This window comes from Nocardioides sp. NPDC058538, from assembly GCF_042719275.1.
Classification (GTDB): Bacteria; Actinomycetota; Actinomycetes; order Propionibacteriales; family Nocardioidaceae; genus Nocardioides.
Window position 1 is genome coordinate 223,304 of sequence record NZ_JBHXNY010000003.1, and the last position, 17,237, is coordinate 240,540.

The following is a 17,237-nucleotide window of genomic DNA, read 5'->3' on the forward strand; positions in this document are numbered from 1 at the left end:
TCCACCCAGCGACACCGCAGGCGTGACACCGGTCCGTCTACGTACCAGGGTCTCGCTCATGGCTGTTCAGATCGCCGACCTGTTCGAGCACGTTGTCGACGCCGTCCCGGAGCGACCGGCGCTGATCGCCGGCGAGGCGCGCTACACGTACGCCGAGCTCGACGCGAAGGCCAATCGCTTCGCTCATCACCTGCTCGGTGCCGGGATCGAGCCGGGCGAGCATGTCGGCCTGATGGCCCGCAACGTGGCCGAGCACGTGGTCGCGATGCTGGGGTGCTTCAAGGCGCGGGTGGTGCCGATCAACATCAACTACCGCTACCTCGAGGCGGAGCTCGACTATCTCTTCGAGAACTCCGGGATCGTCGGCCTCGTCCACGAGGAGCGCTATGCACCGGTGCTGGCCGGGGTCGTGTCGCGGCACGAGCACCTTCGGCATGTGGTGTCGATCCGCGACGGCAGTGGCGAGAGCGCGGCGTATGAGTCCATCGACTGGCGGACGGCGCTCGATCGCGAACCCGCGACGAGGGGGTTCGGCGAGCGCAGCGCTGATGACGTCTTCATCATCTACACCGGCGGGACGACGGGTTACCCCAAAGGCGTGGTGTGGCGGCAGGAGGATGCCTGGCGGGCGCTGGGAGGCGGCACCGACTTCGCGACCAGGGAGCCGATCGAGGAGTACGCGCCGTCACGGGCCGCGGCCGAGAATCCATCGCCACTGGTCTCACTCCAGCTCGGGCCGATCATGCACGCCAGCGGGCAGTGGGCGATGTTGATGCGGTTCATCACCGGGCAGACCAACGTACTTCTTCCCAAGTTCGACCCGCCGACGATCTGGCGGACCTTCGAGGCCGAACGGATCAACACGATCTCCTTGGTCGGGGATGCGATGGCACGACCGCTGATCGAGGAGTTCGAGCGCGGCACCTACGACGGCAGCACGCTGACGACCGTGACCAGCGCGGCCGCGCTCTTCTCCGTCGAGGTCAAGGAGCGGTGGATCAAGACGTTCCCGGACGCGGTCGTGCTCGACGTCATCGGCTCCTCCGAGACCGGGATGACAGGCAACGGACGGATCGAGCACGAGACGCTCGCGGACAAGGGGTCGCTGGTGCACCTCGGCCCGGGAACCGCCGTGGTCGACGAACAGCACCGGATCATCGATCCGAACGAGGTCGGTGCGATCGGGCTGATGGCGCGCTCGGGCACCATCCCGATCGGCTACCTCGGCGATCCGGAGAAGACTGCGCGTACGTTCATCGAGATCGACGGCACCCGGTACGCCGTGCCCGGCGACTATGTCCAGATCGAGGAGGGCCATCGGCTGACCCTGCTCGGACGCGGCTCGGGATGTATCAACACCGGCGGTGAGAAGGTCTATCCCGAGGAGGTCGAGGTCGCCCTCAAGTCGCACCCGGGAGTCTTCGACGCCCTCGTCTTCGCGCTCCCCGACCCGACCTATGGCCAGCAGGTCGCAGCCCTCATCGAGCCCCGGCCAGGTGTCGCACTCGACGTCGAGGACGTCCGCGCGCACCTGCGCACCCGGCTCTCGGGCTACAAGGTCCCGCGCACCGTGCACGTCGTCGAGGCGGTGCCACGACACGTGACCGGCAAGGCCGACTATCGCCGTGCCCGGGAGATCTCCGACGCTCTCTGCGCCGAGAAGGCGAGCTGACCATCATCGCAGGAGCGGACACGGCGTAGACCGGTGTTGAACACCAGGTTGCCTTAGCACATACGCCGGATGACACCCGCGAGGGGGCGTGGGGCCGCGGAATCCACGCGGTAATGTGGCAGTTCAGAAGCCCCTCATCTGCCCCGAATCCCGTGTTCGGTCCCACTACTTGCCCTGAGGTCCCTGTGAAGCTTGTCGTTCAAGTCCCCTGCCTCAATGAGGAGGAGACACTCCCGTCCGTGCTCGAGTCGATTCCGAAGCAGATCCCCGGAATCGACGAGATCGTGATCTTGATCGTCGACGACGGGTGCACCGACCGGACGGTCGAGGTGGCCAAGGAGCACGGCGTGCGCGAGTTCGTGCACCACTCCCGCAACCAGGGGCTGGGCCGTTCCTTCCACGACGGGGTGGTTCGAGCGCTCGAACTGGGCGCCGACATCGTGGTCAACACCGACGGCGACAACCAATACCCGCAGGACCGCATCACCGACCTGGTCCAGCCGATCATCAACGGCCAGGCCGACATCGTCATCGGCGACCGGCAGGTCGACCGGATCGAGCACTTCTCCGGGCTGAAGAAGAAGCTGCAGAAGGTCGGCTCCAAGGTGGTCAACATGGCCGCCGAGACCGACCTGCCCGACGCGGCCAGCGGCTTCCGCGCCTACTCGCGCGAGTCGCTGATGCTGCTCAACACCGTGACCCGCTTCTCCTACTGCATGGAGACGATCATCCAGGCGGGCAACAAGCGGATGAAGATCGCCTCGGTGCCGATCGAGACCAACGCCAAGACGCGTGAGTCGAGGCTGTTCAAGTCGATGCCGGAGCACATCATGAAGTCGGGCGCGGCGATCGTGCGCTCCTACATGATGTACAAGCCGTACGCCATCTTCGTCTGGTTCACCGCCTTCTTCTTCGTCCTCGGGGCGATCCCGTTCGTCCGCTACCTCGTGCTGTGGATCAGCGGCGACAACGGCAACCACATCCAGTCGCTGCTGCTCGGCGGCGTGCTGATCAACCTGGCCTTCATGTCCGCGATGCTCGGCGTGATCTCCGACCTGATCCGCACCAACCGGGTGCTCATCGAGGACGACCTGGAGCACACCAAGAAGGCTCGCTTCGGCAAGTCCGGCACCGAGATGCTCCGCGACCAGACCTCGGTCGCCGAGTTCGACCTGCCGCACACGCCGCGCACGAGCAAGTCATCTGCCCAGTCCGGCGAGACGTGGACGACCAGCCTGTGACGACAACCCACTCCGGCCCGGTCTCCGCCACGGGGGCCGGGTCGTCGGCTACGCCCGGCCCGACGAAACCCAGCCTTGCGAAGCGGCTGCTCAAGATCGCGCTCGCCCTCGTCGTCGTGCTCGGCGGCGCCTACCTGGTCTGGCGCCAGCGTGCCGACCTGGCCACCGCTGTCCAGGAGCTGAGCCTCGGCCGCGTCGCGATCGCCGGGGTCCTGGCGATCCTCGGCACCATGCTGATCGGCCAGACCTGGGTCGCCCTCCTGCACGGCATGGGCATCCGGCCGTCGCTGCGCGAGTCCCACTCGGTCTTCTACGTCTCCCAGCTGGGCAAATACCTGCCCGGCTCGGTGTGGCCGGTCGTCGCGCAGATGCAGTTCGGGCTGCGCTGGGGCGTCGCGCGCCGGACGATGCTCGGCGCCAACATCCTCTTCATGGGTGTAGTCGTCGCCAGCGGCATCAGCGTCGGCGCACTTCTGCTTCCCTGGTCGTCACCGGAGGGCCTCGACCGCTACTGGTGGCTGCTGCTCCTGCTGGTGCCGCTGGCCGTCTGCCTGCACCCACGCGTCGTCCCGGGCGTGCTCGACTGGCTCTTCGCCCGGCTCGGCCGGGAGCCCCTCGGCGTACGCCTCACCGCGCGGGGGCTCTTCACCGCGATCGGCTGGGCGGTGCTCGCCTGGGTCGCCTTGGGCCTCCACCTGGCCGTGATGATGCAGTCGTACGCTTCGATCGGCCTGCTCGAGGTCGCGGCCGCGACCGGTGGGATGGCCCTGGCGTGGGCAGCGGGGATCGCGTTCATCCCCGCCCCGGCCGGCGCCGGGATCCGCGAGGCGCTGCTCGCCCTCACCCTCGGCCCCATCATCGGCGTCCCCGAGGCGCTCACCGTCGCGCTCGCCTCACGGGTCCTCCTGCTCGTTGCTGATGTGCTGCTGGCTGCGCTGGGAGCGGTGCTCGGGCGGCGTACGTCCTGAGCGGCCCGGCCGCGAGGCAGACTGCGACCAGAGCACACACAACGCCTGCGGCGACCACGAGCTCGGCCCCTCGCGACTCGGAGTTCGGCAGCCGGCCGGCGTAGGTGGCCGAGCTGATGAACCAGTCGAAGATCAGCAGGGCGTACCCGCCCAGCGTGAGGGTCATCGCGGCCGCCGCCAGCTGGGCCCGCGACTCACGGGAGCCGACCGGGATCAGGTCGACGAGCGCCATGAGCCCGACGGCGAGAGCCGTGGCCAGCAGGGGCATCAGCGGCATCAGATAGCGGTCGTTGGGGTTCCCGCCACCTGCGACGAACCCGACCAGGTTCGCCAGGATGACGGCTGCGTGGACCGTGAGCAGCAGCCACCCGGCGCGAGAGGTGGGCAGGTGCGTCGGCCGGGTGGCTCTGCGTCGGACGAGCAGCACGAGAAGGCCGATCACCGCGACGACGGCCAGCACGTCGGCCGCCACCGCGTACCCCTCGGCCAGCACCGGCGCCCACAGGCGCTCGTACCAGTCCTTCCAGAGCGAGCCGTCCGTCAGGATCTGCCACCAGGTCCCGTTCGGCTCCCGGTCGAACTTGTCCAGCAGCGCATCGGTGGCGGTCGGGTCGCCGTAGAGGGCGATGTTGCGGACGTAGAACCATCCGGTGGCGAGCGCGGGAACGCCGGTGGCCACGGCCGAAGCCGCCAGGGCGCGGATCACCCCGCGGCGCGAGTGGTCCCTCAGCAACAGAGCCACCGCGATCGCCGCCCCGCACAGGACGACGGTCAGGACCCCCGGCGCCTTCGCCCCTGCCGCGGCCGCCCCGGCCAGCGCGACCAGTGCCAGGCGCCCCGGCGACAGGCCCCGGTTCAGGATCCGGATCGTGGCCAGCAGGGTCAGCGACGACGCTGCCACCGCGACCCCGTCGTTGGCGATGTGCCCTCCGGCACTCACCAGCACGGCACACGAGGCGCTGATCCCCGTGGCCAGGAACGCGACCGTCTCCCGCCGGGTCACCTCGAAGGCGATCAGGCCCACCAGCAGTACGCACAGGGCCGAGCCGACCGCATTGATGAGCCGCATCCCGACGACCATCACCTGAGGTGCGTCCAGCGCCCCGGCCGCGGCCACGAGCGGCACCGACATCAGGTAGTAGAGCGGAGGATGGTTGGCGGTCCAGATGTGTCGGTGCGGCTCGTCCACCATGGTTGCCAACCCCTCGACGACCTGGGGATATCGGCGGGCATCCGTCGTCACGGGCGTGTCGATGGTCGGCAGCCGCCCCGAGGCCAGCTCCACCGCGTAGCCGGCGTTCGGCCCCTCGTCGCGGGTCTGGTACTGGAGCGACCGGGTCAGCGCGACGTAGCTGCTCAGGCTCAGCGCGAAGAACGCCATCAGCACCATCGCAGCCAGGAGCCGTCTTGGGAGACGTACGTCGGCGTGGTCCTCGTCGGTGGAGTGGAGCATTCGGGACCTTCGGGTGGATTTTGCGGACTGACGGTGAGCCTATGCGCGGTTCCTCTGCGGCGAACGAATTTTCGTTGGCTCACCACCCCTCCCGCGGAGAACGGGCTCTGGGCGGAAGGAAAATTCCTTCCACCGGCCGGCTCGACCGCCCAAGCCCCCAAACCCCTGCCGCCGACCACAAGGAAACATCCGTCTCAGCGCGTCGGAACGATCTCCCCACCCCGAACGCTGAGATCACGCCGCTCAATACTTCCCCGAGACTTGTGAGTCCAGATCGTCACAGTCGTCGCCTGCTTCTCGATCCTCACCACCGAGCAGGGGACGTAGTTGGCGCGGATGGCGTCGGTGAGCCAGGGCTGCGGCGTGTGCAGCGGCATCGTCTCGACGATGACCGGGATCGACCCGTCCTCGAGCTGTGGCACCAGCACGTCCTCGTACTGCGCGAAGTCGTAGTGGAACAGGTAGTAGGGGGTCGGGTTGGTGATCTCCAGAGCGTCGTAGAGCTCGAGGTAGTTGGGCATCACCAGTGCCTCGCGGGTGCCGGCGCTGCAGCGTTCGTACTCCGGGCCAGCCCAGCGGGCGATCGAGTCGCTCACCGCGAAGGACTTCGCGTCGCGGCGCATGTCGTCGAGGTGGTCGACGGCGGCTAGAGCAGGTACGCCGCCCAGCACGACCAGCGCGCCGGCCGAGACCGCTGCGGTGGCTCCCCGGAGACCGTGCTTGTTCCAGCCCAGGGCCCCGAGGACCGCCCCGGCGATCGCCAGCGTCACCAGGAGGACCGCGCCGAGCATGCTCTGCAGGCCGAAGCCGATCCAGAGGGTGGCGGCTGCCCAAGCGGCGCCGAGCGCGGCGAGAGGTAGCGCGATCACGGGCCGCGGTCGCGACTCGGTCGGCGGGATGCGGCGCTCGTAGAGCTCGGCCACCGCCAGGACGACGGCGAGGAGGACGAGGGCGGAGACGGTGGTGGTGTGGGGGTTGTCGACGCGCCGGATCGGGACGACGACGAGGACCAGTCCGGCCAGCGCGATCAGCCGGGTGGAGTCCGAGATCCGCTGCCACACCAGCGGCACGAAGGGGATCAGCAGCGCGAACGGGTAGAGCGCCAGGATGAAGAAGCGCCCCGACTCGGTCGGTAGGTCGAAGAAGTTCCACACGGCGTACTGCGAACCCTCGTGCGTCTCGGTCTGCCCGAGGATCACCTGTCGGTTGAAGTCGGCGAAGGAGAGCCCCCACAAGACCTTGTACACCACCGCTTGGACGACCAGCCCGAGCACGAATCCACCGGCCAGCTGCACACAGTTGAGGATCCGGGTACGCCAGCGCGCCGCGCGCCGCGCGAACAGCTCGAAGAGGCCCGAGGCGCCGGTGAGGAGCACGGCCAGCTCGACGTACTGCCAGAAGACGAGGGCCGGGAGGAGCACCCGCGCGGCCGCGGCCAGGCGTGGACGGGACTCGAGCCAACCGGTCGGCAGCAGGACGAAGACCCACAGCAGGCAGATCGTGTACTTGATGTGCAGCGGGGTGGCCAGCAGGAGCACGCCGAGTGCGAGCGCGATCATCACGGCCGGGTGCAGCCGCAGGCGGAGGCCGATGGCGGCGGCGAGGACCGCGCCGAGGCCGGCGCCGAGCAGGCGGCCCCAGAGGAAGTACCAGATCGTCGGGCTGCCGCTCGCGATCGCGTAGAGCGCCGCATTCACCCAGAACGAGCCGGCGTTCCAGCCGTGCTCGAAGTCGACCAGCGGGATCGCGCCGTGGGCGGTGATCTCGGCCAGGTGGTACTGCGCGCCGAAGTCCTGGGTCAGGAACGACCCGTTCTGGGCGCCGACCGAGTAGGCCGCCCAGACCAGAGCCACGACGCAGACCCCGGCGAACGTCGCCCAGCGCACGGTCCCCACACGTTCGCTCTGCTCCCCCGATGTCGCCATGAGGAGGACCCTAGATCACCCCTTGGTCAGGACCGAGGTGCGCTCCGGGTAGGGCAAGGTCGGGGTGAGACCGGCGTGGATGGTCTCCTTCATCCCCGAGGCGGCGATGGCCTCGACGTAGCGCTTGCGACGGCTGTTGTCGAAGACGATGATGCCGCCGGGAGCGAGCCGGTCCTTGGCCTTCTCCAGGCACGCTTCACGGGCACGCCCGTCGATCACCACGAGGTCGAACTCGCCGTCGACGTCGTCGATGGAGTTGACGTACGCCTCGAAGTCGAGGCCCGCATGGCCCTCCTTCTGCGAGGCGACGACGGGGTTGTCGCTGGCTACCGGCTCGATGACCCTCAGCGAGATCTTCTCCTCGCCGGCGAGCTCGGCCTGCATCATCTCGCCGAAACCCTTGTGGTGCTCGACGGAGTGGATCTCGTCGGCGCGACGGGAGAGCCAGATGGTGGAGGCGCCGGATCCGTACTCGTAGATCCGGATCGGGCGCTCACGCTCGCCCAGCCAGGCGTCGACCGCGGCGATCGCGTCGTAGGTCCACCACGGCACGTCGAGCTTCGCCATCGCCAGGGAGTCGTAGACCTTCGTGAGCGAGTGGGCCCAGTGACGCCAGCGCTGCTCGACCGGCGGCGCGGTCTCCTTCGCGAGTCCCGTCTTCGTCAGCCCCCGACCGACGGCCTTGAGGGAAGCGGCATAAGACTGCTTGGCCAAGGAAAGCGGTGAACGGCCTGAGGTGGACATTGATCTCCAGAGAAGGGATTGTCGGGGAGCCCTTGGGAAGGGCTACCCAATGAACGATACCGGCGAACGGTGCCCCTTACTCGGAACGCTCTGCCAAACGCTTGGTGAGTCGTGCAAGAACATCCGGCGGCAGGAAAGCCGACACATCCCCACCGAAATGGGCCATCTCCTTGATCAGCGAGGAGGAGACCGCGGCCCAGCGCGGGTCGTTGAGCAGGAAGACGGTCTCGACGCCGGTCATGTGGGCGTTCATCTGCGCCATCGGCGCCTCGTACTCCAGATCGGGCGCCCCACGCAGCCCCTTCACGATCGCCTGGGCGTCGATCTCGACGCAGAAGTCGGTGACCAGACCGGTGAACCCCTGGACCCGTACGTTGCCCAGCGGAGCGGTCACCTCGGTGATCATCTCCATCCGCTCCTCGGCGGTGAACAGGCGCTTCGACTTCGACGGGTTGACCCCGACGGCGACGACGACCTCGTCGAACATCGCCGAGGCGCGGCTGAAGATGTCGAGGTGGCCGAACGTGGGCGGGTCGAACGAACCAGGGCACACCGCACGTCGCGTCATTGTCTTCTTCTTTCTTTGGGTCAGTCCGGCGCGTGGCCGTACCAGAGCGTGGTCTCGCCGTACTTCTTCGACTTCTGGTCGGTGAACCCGTCGGGCCAGACCGGCTCGGGGCTGCGTGCGGACCGCTCGACGACGACCAGGGCGCCCGGAACCAGCCAGCCGTGCTTGACCAGCAGCGCGATGTCCTCGGAGACGGCGTCGTCGGAGAGCGGGTAGGGCGGGTCGAGGAAGGCCAGGTCGTAGGGAGCCGGCGGTGGCGTCACCAGAGTGCTCGCCACGGTGGCCGCGACCACGTGGGCCCGCGGGAAACCGAGCTCCTTCGCGTTGGACCGGATCACCCCGGCCGTACGCCGGTCCGACTCGACCAGGGTCACGACCCCGGCGCCGCGGGACCATGCCTCCAGCCCGACCGCGCCGGTGCCGGCGTAGAGGTCGAGGAAGCGCAGTCCGGCCAGGGAGCCATAGGAGGACTCGATCGCCGAGAAGAGCGCCTCGCGGACCCGATCGGTGGTGGGACGGGTCCGCACCCCCTTGGGAGCGAGTAGGCGTCGCCCTCCTGCGACGCCACCGATGATCCGAGTCATTGGGATACCTTAGGACTTTTCCAAGTAGTCGGCGGAAGCGGACTCCTCGATCTCGGTGACCCGCTCGGCCAGGAGCGGTGCGGTCGCGAGCTCCGGGTCGGCCTCGAGGAGCGCCTCGGCCGCCTCGCGCGCCTCCAGGATCGTCTCCTCGTCGCGCAGCACACGCAGGCTCTCCAGGCTCGATCGCCGGCCCGACTGGGAGGCGCCGAGCACGTCTCCCTCGCGACGCTGGTCGAGGTCGACCCGGGACAGCGCGAACCCGTCGGTGGTCTCGGCGACCGCGTCGAGGCGGGTCCTGGCCGGGGTGCCGGCCTCGGCGTGGGAGACGAGCAGGCACAGCCCGTGCAGCCCGCCACGGCCGACCCGGCCACGCAGCTGGTGGAGCTGGGAGACCCCGAAGCGGTCGGCGTCGAGGATCACCATGGTGGTGGCGTTGGGTACGTCCACGCCGACCTCGATCACGGTGGTGGCGATCAGCACATCGATGTCGCCGGCGGCGAAGGCGCTCATGGTGCGCTCCTTCTCCTCGGCGGGAAGCTTGCCGTGGAGCTTGGCGACGTTCAGCCCCTGCAACGGACCGGTGGTCAGCTCCTCGGTGACCTCGTCGACGGCGGAGAGCTGGGCCGGAGCGGCCTTGACCTCGTTGCCGTCGGCGTCGAAGTCACGCTGGTCGCTCTCCCCCTGCTCCGACTCGTCGCCGCTGATCCGCGGTGCGACGACGTAGACCTGGTGGCCTGATCCGACCTCTTCCTTGACGCGCTCCCACACCCGGGAGATCCACGCGGGATGCTCGACGAGCGAGACCAGGTTGGTCTGGATCTCGGCGCGGCCGGCCGGGAGCTCGGTGAGGGTGGAGACCTCGAGGTCGCCGAAGACGGTCATCGCGACAGTGCGCGGGATCGGCGTCGCCGTCATCACCAGCAGATGCGGCGGGGTTCCGGCCTTGTCGGTCAGGGCGGCCCGCTGCTCGACGCCGAAGCGGTGCTGCTCGTCGACGACGACCAGGCCGAGGTCGTCGAACATCACCTGGTCCTGGAGCAGGGCGTGGGTGCCGACGACGATCCCGGCCTCGCCGGTGGCGATCCTGCCCAGCGGCCCCTTGCGCTGGGTCTTGGTCATCGAGCCGGTGAGCAGCTCGACATGGGTCTGCTCCTGGTCGCCGGCGAAGAGCCCTCCGGCCAGGCCGCTGGCGGCCAGATCGCCGAGCATCGCGGTGATCGAGCGGTAGTGCTGCTGGGCGAGCACCTCGGTCGGCGCCAGCAGCGCGGCCTGGCCCCCGGAGTCGACGACCCGCAGCATCGCGCGCAGCGCGACCAGCGTCTTGCCGGAGCCGACCTCGCCCTGGAGCAGGCGGTTCATCGGGTGAGGCTGGGCCAGCGCCGCATCGAGCTCCTTGCCGATCTCCTCCTGTCCCTTGGTCAGGGTGAACGGCAGCCGCTCGTCGAAGGCCGCGAGCAGGTGGTGGACGCCGCCGGTGCGGGCTGTCGTGCCCAGCGCCTGGAGCGCCCGCCGCCGGCGTCCCAGGACCAGCTGCAGCCCGAGCGCCTCCTCGAACCGGAAGCGGTGCAGGGCGCGCTGGACGTCCTTGAGCTCATGGGGCGCGTGGATCAGGTCGAGCGCGTCGCGCAGCCCCGGCACGTCGTACGTCTCCCGGAGCTGCTCCGGGAGCACGTCGGTGACATCCTCGACGACCTGCCGGGCGAACCGCACCGCGCGCATCACGTCCCAGTGCTGGAGCCCGGCGGTGAGCGGGTAGATCGGGAAGAGCTCGGTCAGCTCCTCGACCGCCATCTGGTTGTCGGCCGCCTCGGCGGCGTTCTCGGAGTCGGACGGGTCGCCGAAGACGACCATCTGCGGGTTGGCCAGCTGCCACTCGCCCCGGAAGGACCCGGCCTTGCCGACGAAGACGCCGCGGACACCCGGGGCGAGCACGCCTCGGCGCCACTCGGCGATCCGCTGCGACTTGGAGAAGAAGGTGAGCTGCAGGTCGGCGTCGCCGGCCTTGAGCTGGGTCTCGACGCGGAAGGCGGGCCGGCCGGTGCGGCGGTCGGTGTGCTGGCGTACGACGCTGCGGACCACCTCGCCGAGCACCGTGAGCATCTCGCCCTCGTGCAGCTGCGGCGTCTGGCTGAGGTCGGCGGTGCGCAGGTGGCGCCGCGGGAAGTGGTAGAGCAGGTCGCCGACGGTGCGCAGCCCGAGACCCTTGGTGAACTTCGTGGCGTGCTTGCTGTTGCCCAGCACGGCCTCGATCGGCGACTCGAGGGTGATCGGCACCGTCTCTTCTCCTCTACTCCACCGACATCAGGAGGGGGTAGCGCTCCTGGCCTCCGTCGTACACCATCACATCAACGGCCGGGTGGTTCGCAGCCAGCCACGCCGCGACGGCCCTGGCGAGCTCGCCCGTGGGGTCCTCGAGGCCGGAGACCAGCGTCACCAGCTCGCCACCACCACCGATGAGCCGGGCGAGCACGTAGGTCGCACATTTCTCCAGGTCCTGGCCGACCTTGACGAAGTCTCCGTCGAGCACCCCGAGCGCGTCGCCCGGCATACACGGCCCGGCCATCGTAATCGCTCGGGTGTTCGAGATGGTGACCGCACCGTGCCGCGCGTGTCGCGCGGTGGCGGTCATCTCGAGCACGTCCTTGTCGAACTTCCGGCCGGGCTCGTGGACCGCGATCGCCGCCAGCCCCTGCACCTGGCTGCGGGTCGGGATCACCGCGACGTTGATGTCGAGGTCGTCCTCGGCGGTGCGGGCCGCGGCCTCGGCCGACTGCCGGGTCGGGGCGTCATTGGGGAGCACGATCACCTCGGTGGCACCGGAGGCGGTGATCGCCTCGAGCAGCTCGGAGGTCGTCGGGCGCCGGTGCGGACCGCCCTCGATCACGATCGCGCCGGCACCGCGGAAGAGCTCGGCCAGACCCGGCCCGGCCGCGAACGCGATCACCGCCCGGCCGCCGCGAGTCGCGTGGCGATGGGCCTGGCCGGCGATCTGCTCGGCGAAGTGGGTCACGTGGATCCGGTGCGGCCGCCCGGCGTTGATCCCCGCCTCGATCGCGGCGCCGACGTCGTCGACGTGGACGTGCACGTTCCAGATGCCCTCGCCACCGACCACGACCAGCGAGTCGCCCAGCGGCTGGAGCCGCTTGCGAAGAACGGGGATCGCGGCGTCCTCGGCGTCGAGCAGGTACATCACCTCGTACGCCGGCCCGCCGGGCTCCAGCGCGTGGCCGTCGGCCGCGCCCATGCCCGTCTGGATCGGGATCGGGATGTGCGGAGTGCTCGCCATCGGCGTCTGCGGACTCGGACGGCGTCCGGTCAGGGCGGTCTCGAAGGCGTCGAGCAGCACACAGATCCCACGGCCACCGGCGTCGATCACCCCGGCGGCGGCGAGTGCGGGCAGCTGCTCCGGCGTACGGGCAAGAGCGGCGCGGGCCGCGCTGGCGGCAACCGACATGACGTCGCGGGTGCGTGCAGTCTCGTCGATCTCGACGCACGCCTCGGCCGCGTCCGCGGCGGCCCGGAGCACGCTGAGCATCGTGCCCTCCTGGGGCTCCCCCACAGCGGCGTACGCGGCGTTGCCGGCGCTGCGCAGCGCGTCGGCGAAGACCGTGGCGGTGCGCTCCTCCTCGGTGGCCTGGATCAGGCGGCGCAGCAGGGCGCCGATCATCTCGGCCAGGATCACGCCCGAGTTGCCGCGGGCATCCAGGAGCGCGCCGCGCGAGAAGGCACGCAGCCCCTCACGCCAGTCGGAGCCGGTGAACTCGCGCAGCCGATCACGGGCCGCGGCGATCGTGAGATAGAGGTTGGTGCCGGTGTCGCTGTCGGGCACAGGGAAGACGTTGAGCGCGTCGATCTCCTCGCGGTGCGACGCGAGCGCGTCGGTCGCCAGGTCGCCGAACCGGCGGAACAGATCGAGCTTGACCTCGGCCACGCTGCCCTCCCTACTCCTCTACACCCCTGCATACACCCAGACACCGTGACGCCGGACACACTTCCCGGTATCGCGGCCCCCAGGGTAGGCGGTGCCTGGGTACGGGGTAAACGACGGGTGAACAAATCCGAGGCTCCAGCAAAGACACGAACGAGTAACACCTTCTGCCGAGTTGCGCCCCACCTCGGTGACGATCATCCCTAGTGTTGAGGTGTCCCCAACGCCGAAGGACTCACGGATGTCGATTCCGACCCCGACCCCACGCGCGAAACGCGTCAACGAAATCTTCGACTTCTCGGCCGGGCGCGGCCTGGAGATCGGACCCCTGCACCAACCGCTCGTCCCCCGAGATTCCGCGGAGGTCTCCTATCTGGACCTCTACGACCGCGACCGGCTCTACGAGTCGTACGCCGAGCATCCCCAGGTGAACCACGACACCATCCCCGAGATCGACTATCCGATGTGGGACGGCACCCGGATGCGTACGCTCGAGGAGGCTGCCAAGGAGGGCGCCCCGTTCGACTGGGCGCTGGCCAGCCACGTCGTCGAGCACGTCCCCGACCTGGTCGGATGGCTGGCGCAGGTCGAGGCCGTCGTCGCTCCGAACGGAGCTCTCGTCCTGGTCGTCCCCGACCGGCGCTACACCTTCGACGCCCATCGCCCGCCCACGACGATGGGCCAGATCCTGCAGGCGTACGAGGCGGGCGACACGACCCCGTCGGTGCGCGCCGTCTTCGACCACCACCGGAGTGCGGTCAACACCGACGCCAAGCGCCTCCACCACCGCGGGCCGAGCGAGGCCGAGACCTGTATCCACGACCTCGGCTACACCAGGGCCCAGGTCGAGCGCGCCCGCCGGGGCGAGTACGTCGACTGCCATGTGTGGACCTACACCGACCGCTCCTTCCCCGAGGTCATCGCCGAGCTACGCCGCCTGGGGCTGACCGGCTGGTCGGTCGAGTCCATCCTGCCCGTGCCGGAGAACGACATCGAGTTCTACGTCGTCCTGCGCCGCGGCCTCTCCCCCGACCTCCCCGCCGTGCCCGCCATCCCGGACTGGGTCGAGCACGGCCTCGAGCTGCGCGACGAGGTCGCCAAGCTCCGTGAGGTCGTCGCGGACCAGCGGCGGCGGCTCGAGTCGCAGCGCAAGCAGATCGCCGGCCAGCGCGCCGAGATCGACGATCTGCGCGGGTCCAAGCGGTGGAGACTGGCCACCGCACTGGCCGCGCCGCTGGACAGATGGCGGGATCGCCGCGCGGACGACTGACGATTTCGCCGGGCACAGCCGGACGGGCTACGCTTGTTCGGTTGTCTCGGCAGGGCAGCCGTTCATCGCGCCCGCCGACACTATCCAATCGACCTCGATCATCTATTCAACCTCAGGAGTTCACGGTGGCTGCCGTCTGCGACATCTGCGACAAGAAGCCGGGCTTCGGCAACAACCGGCCGTGGTCCAAGAAGGCGACCAGGCGCCGCTTCGACCCCAACATCCAGCGCGTTCGCGCCGTCATCAACGGCACCCCGAAGCGCATGAATGTCTGCACGACCTGCATCAAGGCCGGCAAGGTCGCTCGCTGACCCGGGATCTTCCTCGCACGAAGGCCGCTGCCCACTCGGGCAGCGGCCTTCGTCGTTCTCAGAAGTGCGTCCACCCCGTCGACCCCTCATAGACCTCCCCGTCAACGGTGACCGGCTCCCCACCAGGCTCGCCGATCGTGCCGATCACGATCCACCCGTCCGGCAGTTCGACATCAGGCGGGAACGCGGCGAGCAGGGAGTGGTCCTCTCCCCCGCCCAGCACGAACGCGAGCGCGTCGGCGCCGGTCGCCGAGGCGACCGCGTTGAGCTCGTCGGGGATGGTCAGCGCGGCGGTGTGCACGTCGATGGAGACCTCCGAGGCATCGGCGATGTGCCGGGCCTCGGACAGCAGCCCGTCAGAGACGTCGATCAGCGCCGAGGCACCCGCTGCCGCGGCGGCGGGGCCGGCCGCGTACGGCGGTTGCGGGTGGCGGTAGGCATCTACCAGCACCCGTGGTGACCGGAACCCTCGCTTGAGGATCGCCAGGCCGGCCGCGGCCCACCCCTGGCGACCACACAGCGCGAGTATGTCGCCGGGCTCCGCGCCCGAGCGCAGGACCGGTGCCTGGGCGACCGCGCCGATGGCGGTCACGGAGATGACGATCTGGTCGGCGCCGGTGACGTCACCGCCGACGACCGAGGCCCCGACCAGCGCGCACTCCGCGGCGAACCCCTCAGCGAAGTCGACCGCCCACTCGGCGGGAAGGTCCGAGGGAAGGGCGAGTCCGAGGGTCATCGAGTGCGCGACACCACCCATCGCGGCGATGTCGGCGAGGTTCTGGCCCGCCGCCCGGTGGCCGATGTGGGACGCCTCGGCCCAGTCCCGCCGGAAGTGGCGGCCCTCGACGAGCAGGTCGGTCGAGACCACCACATGACCCTGTTTGACCCGCACCAGCGCGGCGTCGTCGCCGGGGCCGACCAACACCTGCTCCCCCTGGGCGAAGTGCTTGGTCATCTCGGTGATCAGCCCGAACTCACCGATGTCGGCGAGCGTCGAGTCCCTCGGAAAAGCCATGGCTCCATCCAACCCTCCTCGCGACGCGCGGAGATACCGGGACACGCATCACCGTGTCTCCGAGCTCCGCTCGGCCTCACTCCGGTCGTCTTATCCCCAGGGTCGGTGTAGGTCGATCGATAGATAACGCGATAGGTTACTTGCCTGACGTTGTGCCAAGGAAGGCACGGAGAACAGGAGCAGCACCATGGTCGTACAGGCGTACATCCTCATCCAGACCGACGTCGGCAAGGCCGCGGAGGTCGCCACCGAGATCGGCAAGATCCAGGGCGTGACCCTGGCTGAGGACGTCACCGGTCCGTACGACGTGATCGTCCGCGCCGAGGCCCGCAACGTCGACGAGCTCGGCAAGCTGGTCGTCGCGCGCGTCCAGAGCCTCGAGGGCATCACCCGCACCCTGACCTGCCCGGTCGTCCACATCTGAGATTGACGGCTCTTCCCGGCCGTCTGTTAGAACGAACCCATGAGCACACCTCCTCTTTCCGGACCTGTCGCCGTCATCGCCGGCGGGCTCAGCCACGAGCGCGACGTGTCGCTGGCCTCTGGCCGCAACCTCGTGCGCGAGTTGTCGGCGCTGGGCGTGGAGGTGGCTGCGTACGACTTCGACCGGGCGCTGCTGCACAACCTCGAACGCGACAAGGCGGTCGTGGCGCTGCCGGCTCTGCACGGCCAGTTCGGTGAGGACGGCGAGATCCAGACGCTCCTGGAGCTGATCGGGATCCCGTACGTCGGCACCCTCTCCACCTCCTGTCGCGTCGCGTTCGACAAGACGGCTGCCCGCGAGCTCCTGCGCCGCGGGGGCATCCCCGTGCCGGACTCGGTCTCGCTGTCGTCCACGACGTTCCGCGATGTCGGCGCGCCGGTGCTGATGGAGCACGTCATCTCGCGGCTGGGCGAGCGGGTCGTGGTCAAGCCCTCGCGCGGCGGCTCGGCGCTCGGCGTCACCGGCGTCGACGGCCTCTCCGCCCTCCCCGCAGCCCTGGTCAAGACCTACGCCTACTGCGACGAGGCGCTCATCGAGCGCTTCTACGCCGGCATCGACGTCTCCGTGGTCGTCCACGAGACCGATGAGGGGGTCAGGCCGCTGACCCCGATCGCCATCGACTTCAGCAAGGGCCACGAGTTCGACTTCGCCGCGCGCTACACCGCGGAGTTCGTCGGCTTCGGCCGCCCCGACCTCCCCGACGCGCTGCTCGCCGAGCTCGGCGAGACCGCCGTACGCGCCCACGAGCTGCTCGGCATGCGTGACATCTCCCGCACCGACTTCATGGTCACCCCCGACGGCGGCTTCGTCGTCCTCGAGGTCGCCATCACCCCCGGCGCCACCGAGACCAGCGTCTTCCCCTTCGCCTCCAAGCACGACGGCACCTCTATGGGCGAGGTCACCCTGGCCCTGCTCAAGCGCGCCCTCTCCCGCTGACCCTCACCCGCTGGTCGAGCCGCTGGGCGGAGGCGTGGGGGGGGGGGGCCACCCCCCCCCCGCGGGGGGGGGGGGGGGTGGGCGCGGGCACGGCGGGGGGGGGGTCTGGAGGTGCGCGGGGGCGCCGGGGGGCCGGAA

At 69.4% G+C, this 17,237-nt stretch carries 15 protein-coding genes; 7 read left to right on the forward strand and 8 right to left on the reverse strand.

Translation table 11 applies throughout. The annotated features are described in order from the left end of the window. Positions 1-58: 58 nt before the first annotated feature. The 3 genes from ACFWQC_RS04445 (at position 59) to ACFWQC_RS04455 (ending at position 3,881) form a co-directional block, all read left to right on the forward strand. Positions 59-1,672 (forward strand): acyl-CoA synthetase, encoded by a 1,614-nt coding sequence (locus ACFWQC_RS04445; RefSeq protein WP_378673617.1) that lies wholly within the window; start codon positions 59-61, stop codon positions 1,670-1,672. A gap of 185 nt (positions 1,673-1,857) precedes the next feature. Continuing rightward, positions 1,858-2,913 (forward strand): glycosyltransferase family 2 protein, encoded by a 1,056-nt coding sequence (locus ACFWQC_RS04450; protein ID WP_378673620.1) that lies wholly within the window; start codon positions 1,858-1,860, stop codon positions 2,911-2,913. Continuing rightward, entirely contained in the window at positions 2,910-3,881 is a 972-nt protein-coding gene (locus ACFWQC_RS04455; RefSeq protein ID WP_378673623.1) for a lysylphosphatidylglycerol synthase domain-containing protein, read from the forward strand. Before ACFWQC_RS04450 ends, ACFWQC_RS04455 begins: the two co-directional genes overlap by 4 nt. On the opposite strand, the gene ACFWQC_RS04460 is transcribed toward ACFWQC_RS04455, so the two are convergent. The 7 genes from ACFWQC_RS04460 to ACFWQC_RS04490 all read right to left on the reverse strand — a co-directional run bounded on the left by ACFWQC_RS04460 (position 3,790) and on the right by ACFWQC_RS04490 (position 13,086). Continuing rightward, complete coding sequence (locus ACFWQC_RS04460) at positions 3,790-5,334, reverse strand: phospholipid carrier-dependent glycosyltransferase (RefSeq protein ID WP_378673626.1); 1,545 nt, start codon at positions 5,332-5,334, stop codon at positions 3,790-3,792. The two genes, ACFWQC_RS04455 and ACFWQC_RS04460, sit on opposite strands and share 92 nt — an antisense overlap. A gap of 194 nt (positions 5,335-5,528) precedes the next feature. Continuing rightward, on the reverse strand, positions 5,529-7,259 hold the full coding sequence (locus ACFWQC_RS04465; RefSeq protein ID WP_378673629.1) for a hypothetical protein: 1,731 nt from the start codon (positions 7,257-7,259) through the stop codon (positions 5,529-5,531). A gap of 15 nt (positions 7,260-7,274) precedes the next feature. Next, the gene (locus ACFWQC_RS04470) at positions 7,275-7,973 is read right to left on the reverse strand and encodes a class I SAM-dependent methyltransferase (protein ID WP_378673631.1); all 699 of its coding nucleotides are present in this window, start codon (positions 7,971-7,973) and stop codon (positions 7,275-7,277) included. A gap of 106 nt (positions 7,974-8,079) precedes the next feature. Continuing rightward, positions 8,080-8,571 carry a pantetheine-phosphate adenylyltransferase gene (coaD, locus tag ACFWQC_RS04475; protein ID WP_378673634.1) on the reverse strand — a complete coding sequence of 164 codons (492 nt, stop codon included), beginning with the start codon at positions 8,569-8,571 and terminating at the stop codon, positions 8,080-8,082. A 20-nt stretch (positions 8,572-8,591) separates the two neighbouring features. Continuing rightward, entirely contained in the window at positions 8,592-9,155 is a 564-nt protein-coding gene (gene rsmD, locus ACFWQC_RS04480; RefSeq protein WP_160024539.1) for a 16S rRNA (guanine(966)-N(2))-methyltransferase RsmD, read from the reverse strand. A gap of 9 nt (positions 9,156-9,164) precedes the next feature. Beyond that, positions 9,165-11,429, reverse strand: a complete 2,265-nt coding sequence (locus ACFWQC_RS04485; RefSeq protein WP_378673637.1) for an ATP-dependent DNA helicase RecG — start codon at positions 11,427-11,429, stop codon at positions 9,165-9,167. A 13-nt stretch (positions 11,430-11,442) separates the two neighbouring features. Beyond that, complete coding sequence (locus tag ACFWQC_RS04490) at positions 11,443-13,086, reverse strand: DAK2 domain-containing protein (protein WP_378673640.1); 1,644 nt, start codon at positions 13,084-13,086, stop codon at positions 11,443-11,445. 238 nt (positions 13,087-13,324) lie between these two features. On the opposite strand from ACFWQC_RS04490, the gene ACFWQC_RS04495 reads away from it, so the two are divergent. Then, the gene (locus tag ACFWQC_RS04495) at positions 13,325-14,353 is read left to right on the forward strand and encodes a methyltransferase domain-containing protein (RefSeq protein ID WP_378673642.1); all 1,029 of its coding nucleotides are present in this window, start codon (positions 13,325-13,327) and stop codon (positions 14,351-14,353) included. A 125-nt stretch (positions 14,354-14,478) separates the two neighbouring features. Beyond that, complete coding sequence (gene rpmB / locus ACFWQC_RS04500) at positions 14,479-14,664, forward strand: 50S ribosomal protein L28 (RefSeq protein WP_141803692.1); 186 nt, start codon at positions 14,479-14,481, stop codon at positions 14,662-14,664. A 58-nt stretch (positions 14,665-14,722) separates the two neighbouring features. Here the strand turns inward: rpmB and ACFWQC_RS04505 are convergent, their stop codons facing one another. Continuing rightward, positions 14,723-15,679 carry a thiamine-phosphate kinase gene (locus ACFWQC_RS04505; protein ID WP_378673645.1) on the reverse strand — a complete coding sequence of 319 codons (957 nt, stop codon included), beginning with the start codon at positions 15,677-15,679 and terminating at the stop codon, positions 14,723-14,725. A 187-nt stretch (positions 15,680-15,866) separates the two neighbouring features. On the opposite strand from ACFWQC_RS04505, the gene ACFWQC_RS04510 reads away from it, so the two are divergent. Continuing rightward, positions 15,867-16,103 carry an Lrp/AsnC family transcriptional regulator gene (locus tag ACFWQC_RS04510; RefSeq protein WP_091049571.1) on the forward strand — a complete coding sequence of 79 codons (237 nt, stop codon included), beginning with the start codon at positions 15,867-15,869 and terminating at the stop codon, positions 16,101-16,103. Positions 16,104-16,142: 39 nt separating this feature from the next. Further along, complete coding sequence (locus ACFWQC_RS04515) at positions 16,143-17,099, forward strand: D-alanine--D-alanine ligase (RefSeq protein ID WP_378673649.1); 957 nt, start codon at positions 16,143-16,145, stop codon at positions 17,097-17,099. Positions 17,100-17,237 lie beyond the last annotated feature (138 nt).

What these genes read in the sequence shown, in the direction of transcription:
- ACFWQC_RS04510 (WP_091049571.1), top strand. Translation starts at nt 15,867, where the DNA reads ATGGTCGTACAGGCGTACATCCTCATCCAGACCGACGTCGGCAAGGCC.
- rsmD (WP_160024539.1), bottom strand. Translation starts at nt 9,155, where the DNA reads ATGACTCGGATCATCGGTGGCGTCGCAGGAGGGCGACGCCTACTCGCT.
- coaD (WP_378673634.1), bottom strand. Translation starts at nt 8,571, where the DNA reads ATGACGCGACGTGCGGTGTGCCCTGGTTCGTTCGACCCGCCCACGTTC.
- ACFWQC_RS04495 (WP_378673642.1), top strand. Translation starts at nt 13,325, where the DNA reads ATGTCGATTCCGACCCCGACCCCACGCGCGAAACGCGTCAACGAAATC.
- ACFWQC_RS04460 (WP_378673626.1), bottom strand. Translation starts at nt 5,334, where the DNA reads ATGCTCCACTCCACCGACGAGGACCACGCCGACGTACGTCTCCCAAGA.
- ACFWQC_RS04515 (WP_378673649.1), top strand. Translation starts at nt 16,143, where the DNA reads ATGAGCACACCTCCTCTTTCCGGACCTGTCGCCGTCATCGCCGGCGGG.
- ACFWQC_RS04445 (WP_378673617.1), top strand. Translation starts at nt 59, where the DNA reads ATGGCTGTTCAGATCGCCGACCTGTTCGAGCACGTTGTCGACGCCGTC.
- ACFWQC_RS04505 (WP_378673645.1), bottom strand. Translation starts at nt 15,679, where the DNA reads ATGGCTTTTCCGAGGGACTCGACGCTCGCCGACATCGGTGAGTTCGGG.
- ACFWQC_RS04465 (WP_378673629.1), bottom strand. Translation starts at nt 7,259, where the DNA reads ATGGCGACATCGGGGGAGCAGAGCGAACGTGTGGGGACCGTGCGCTGG.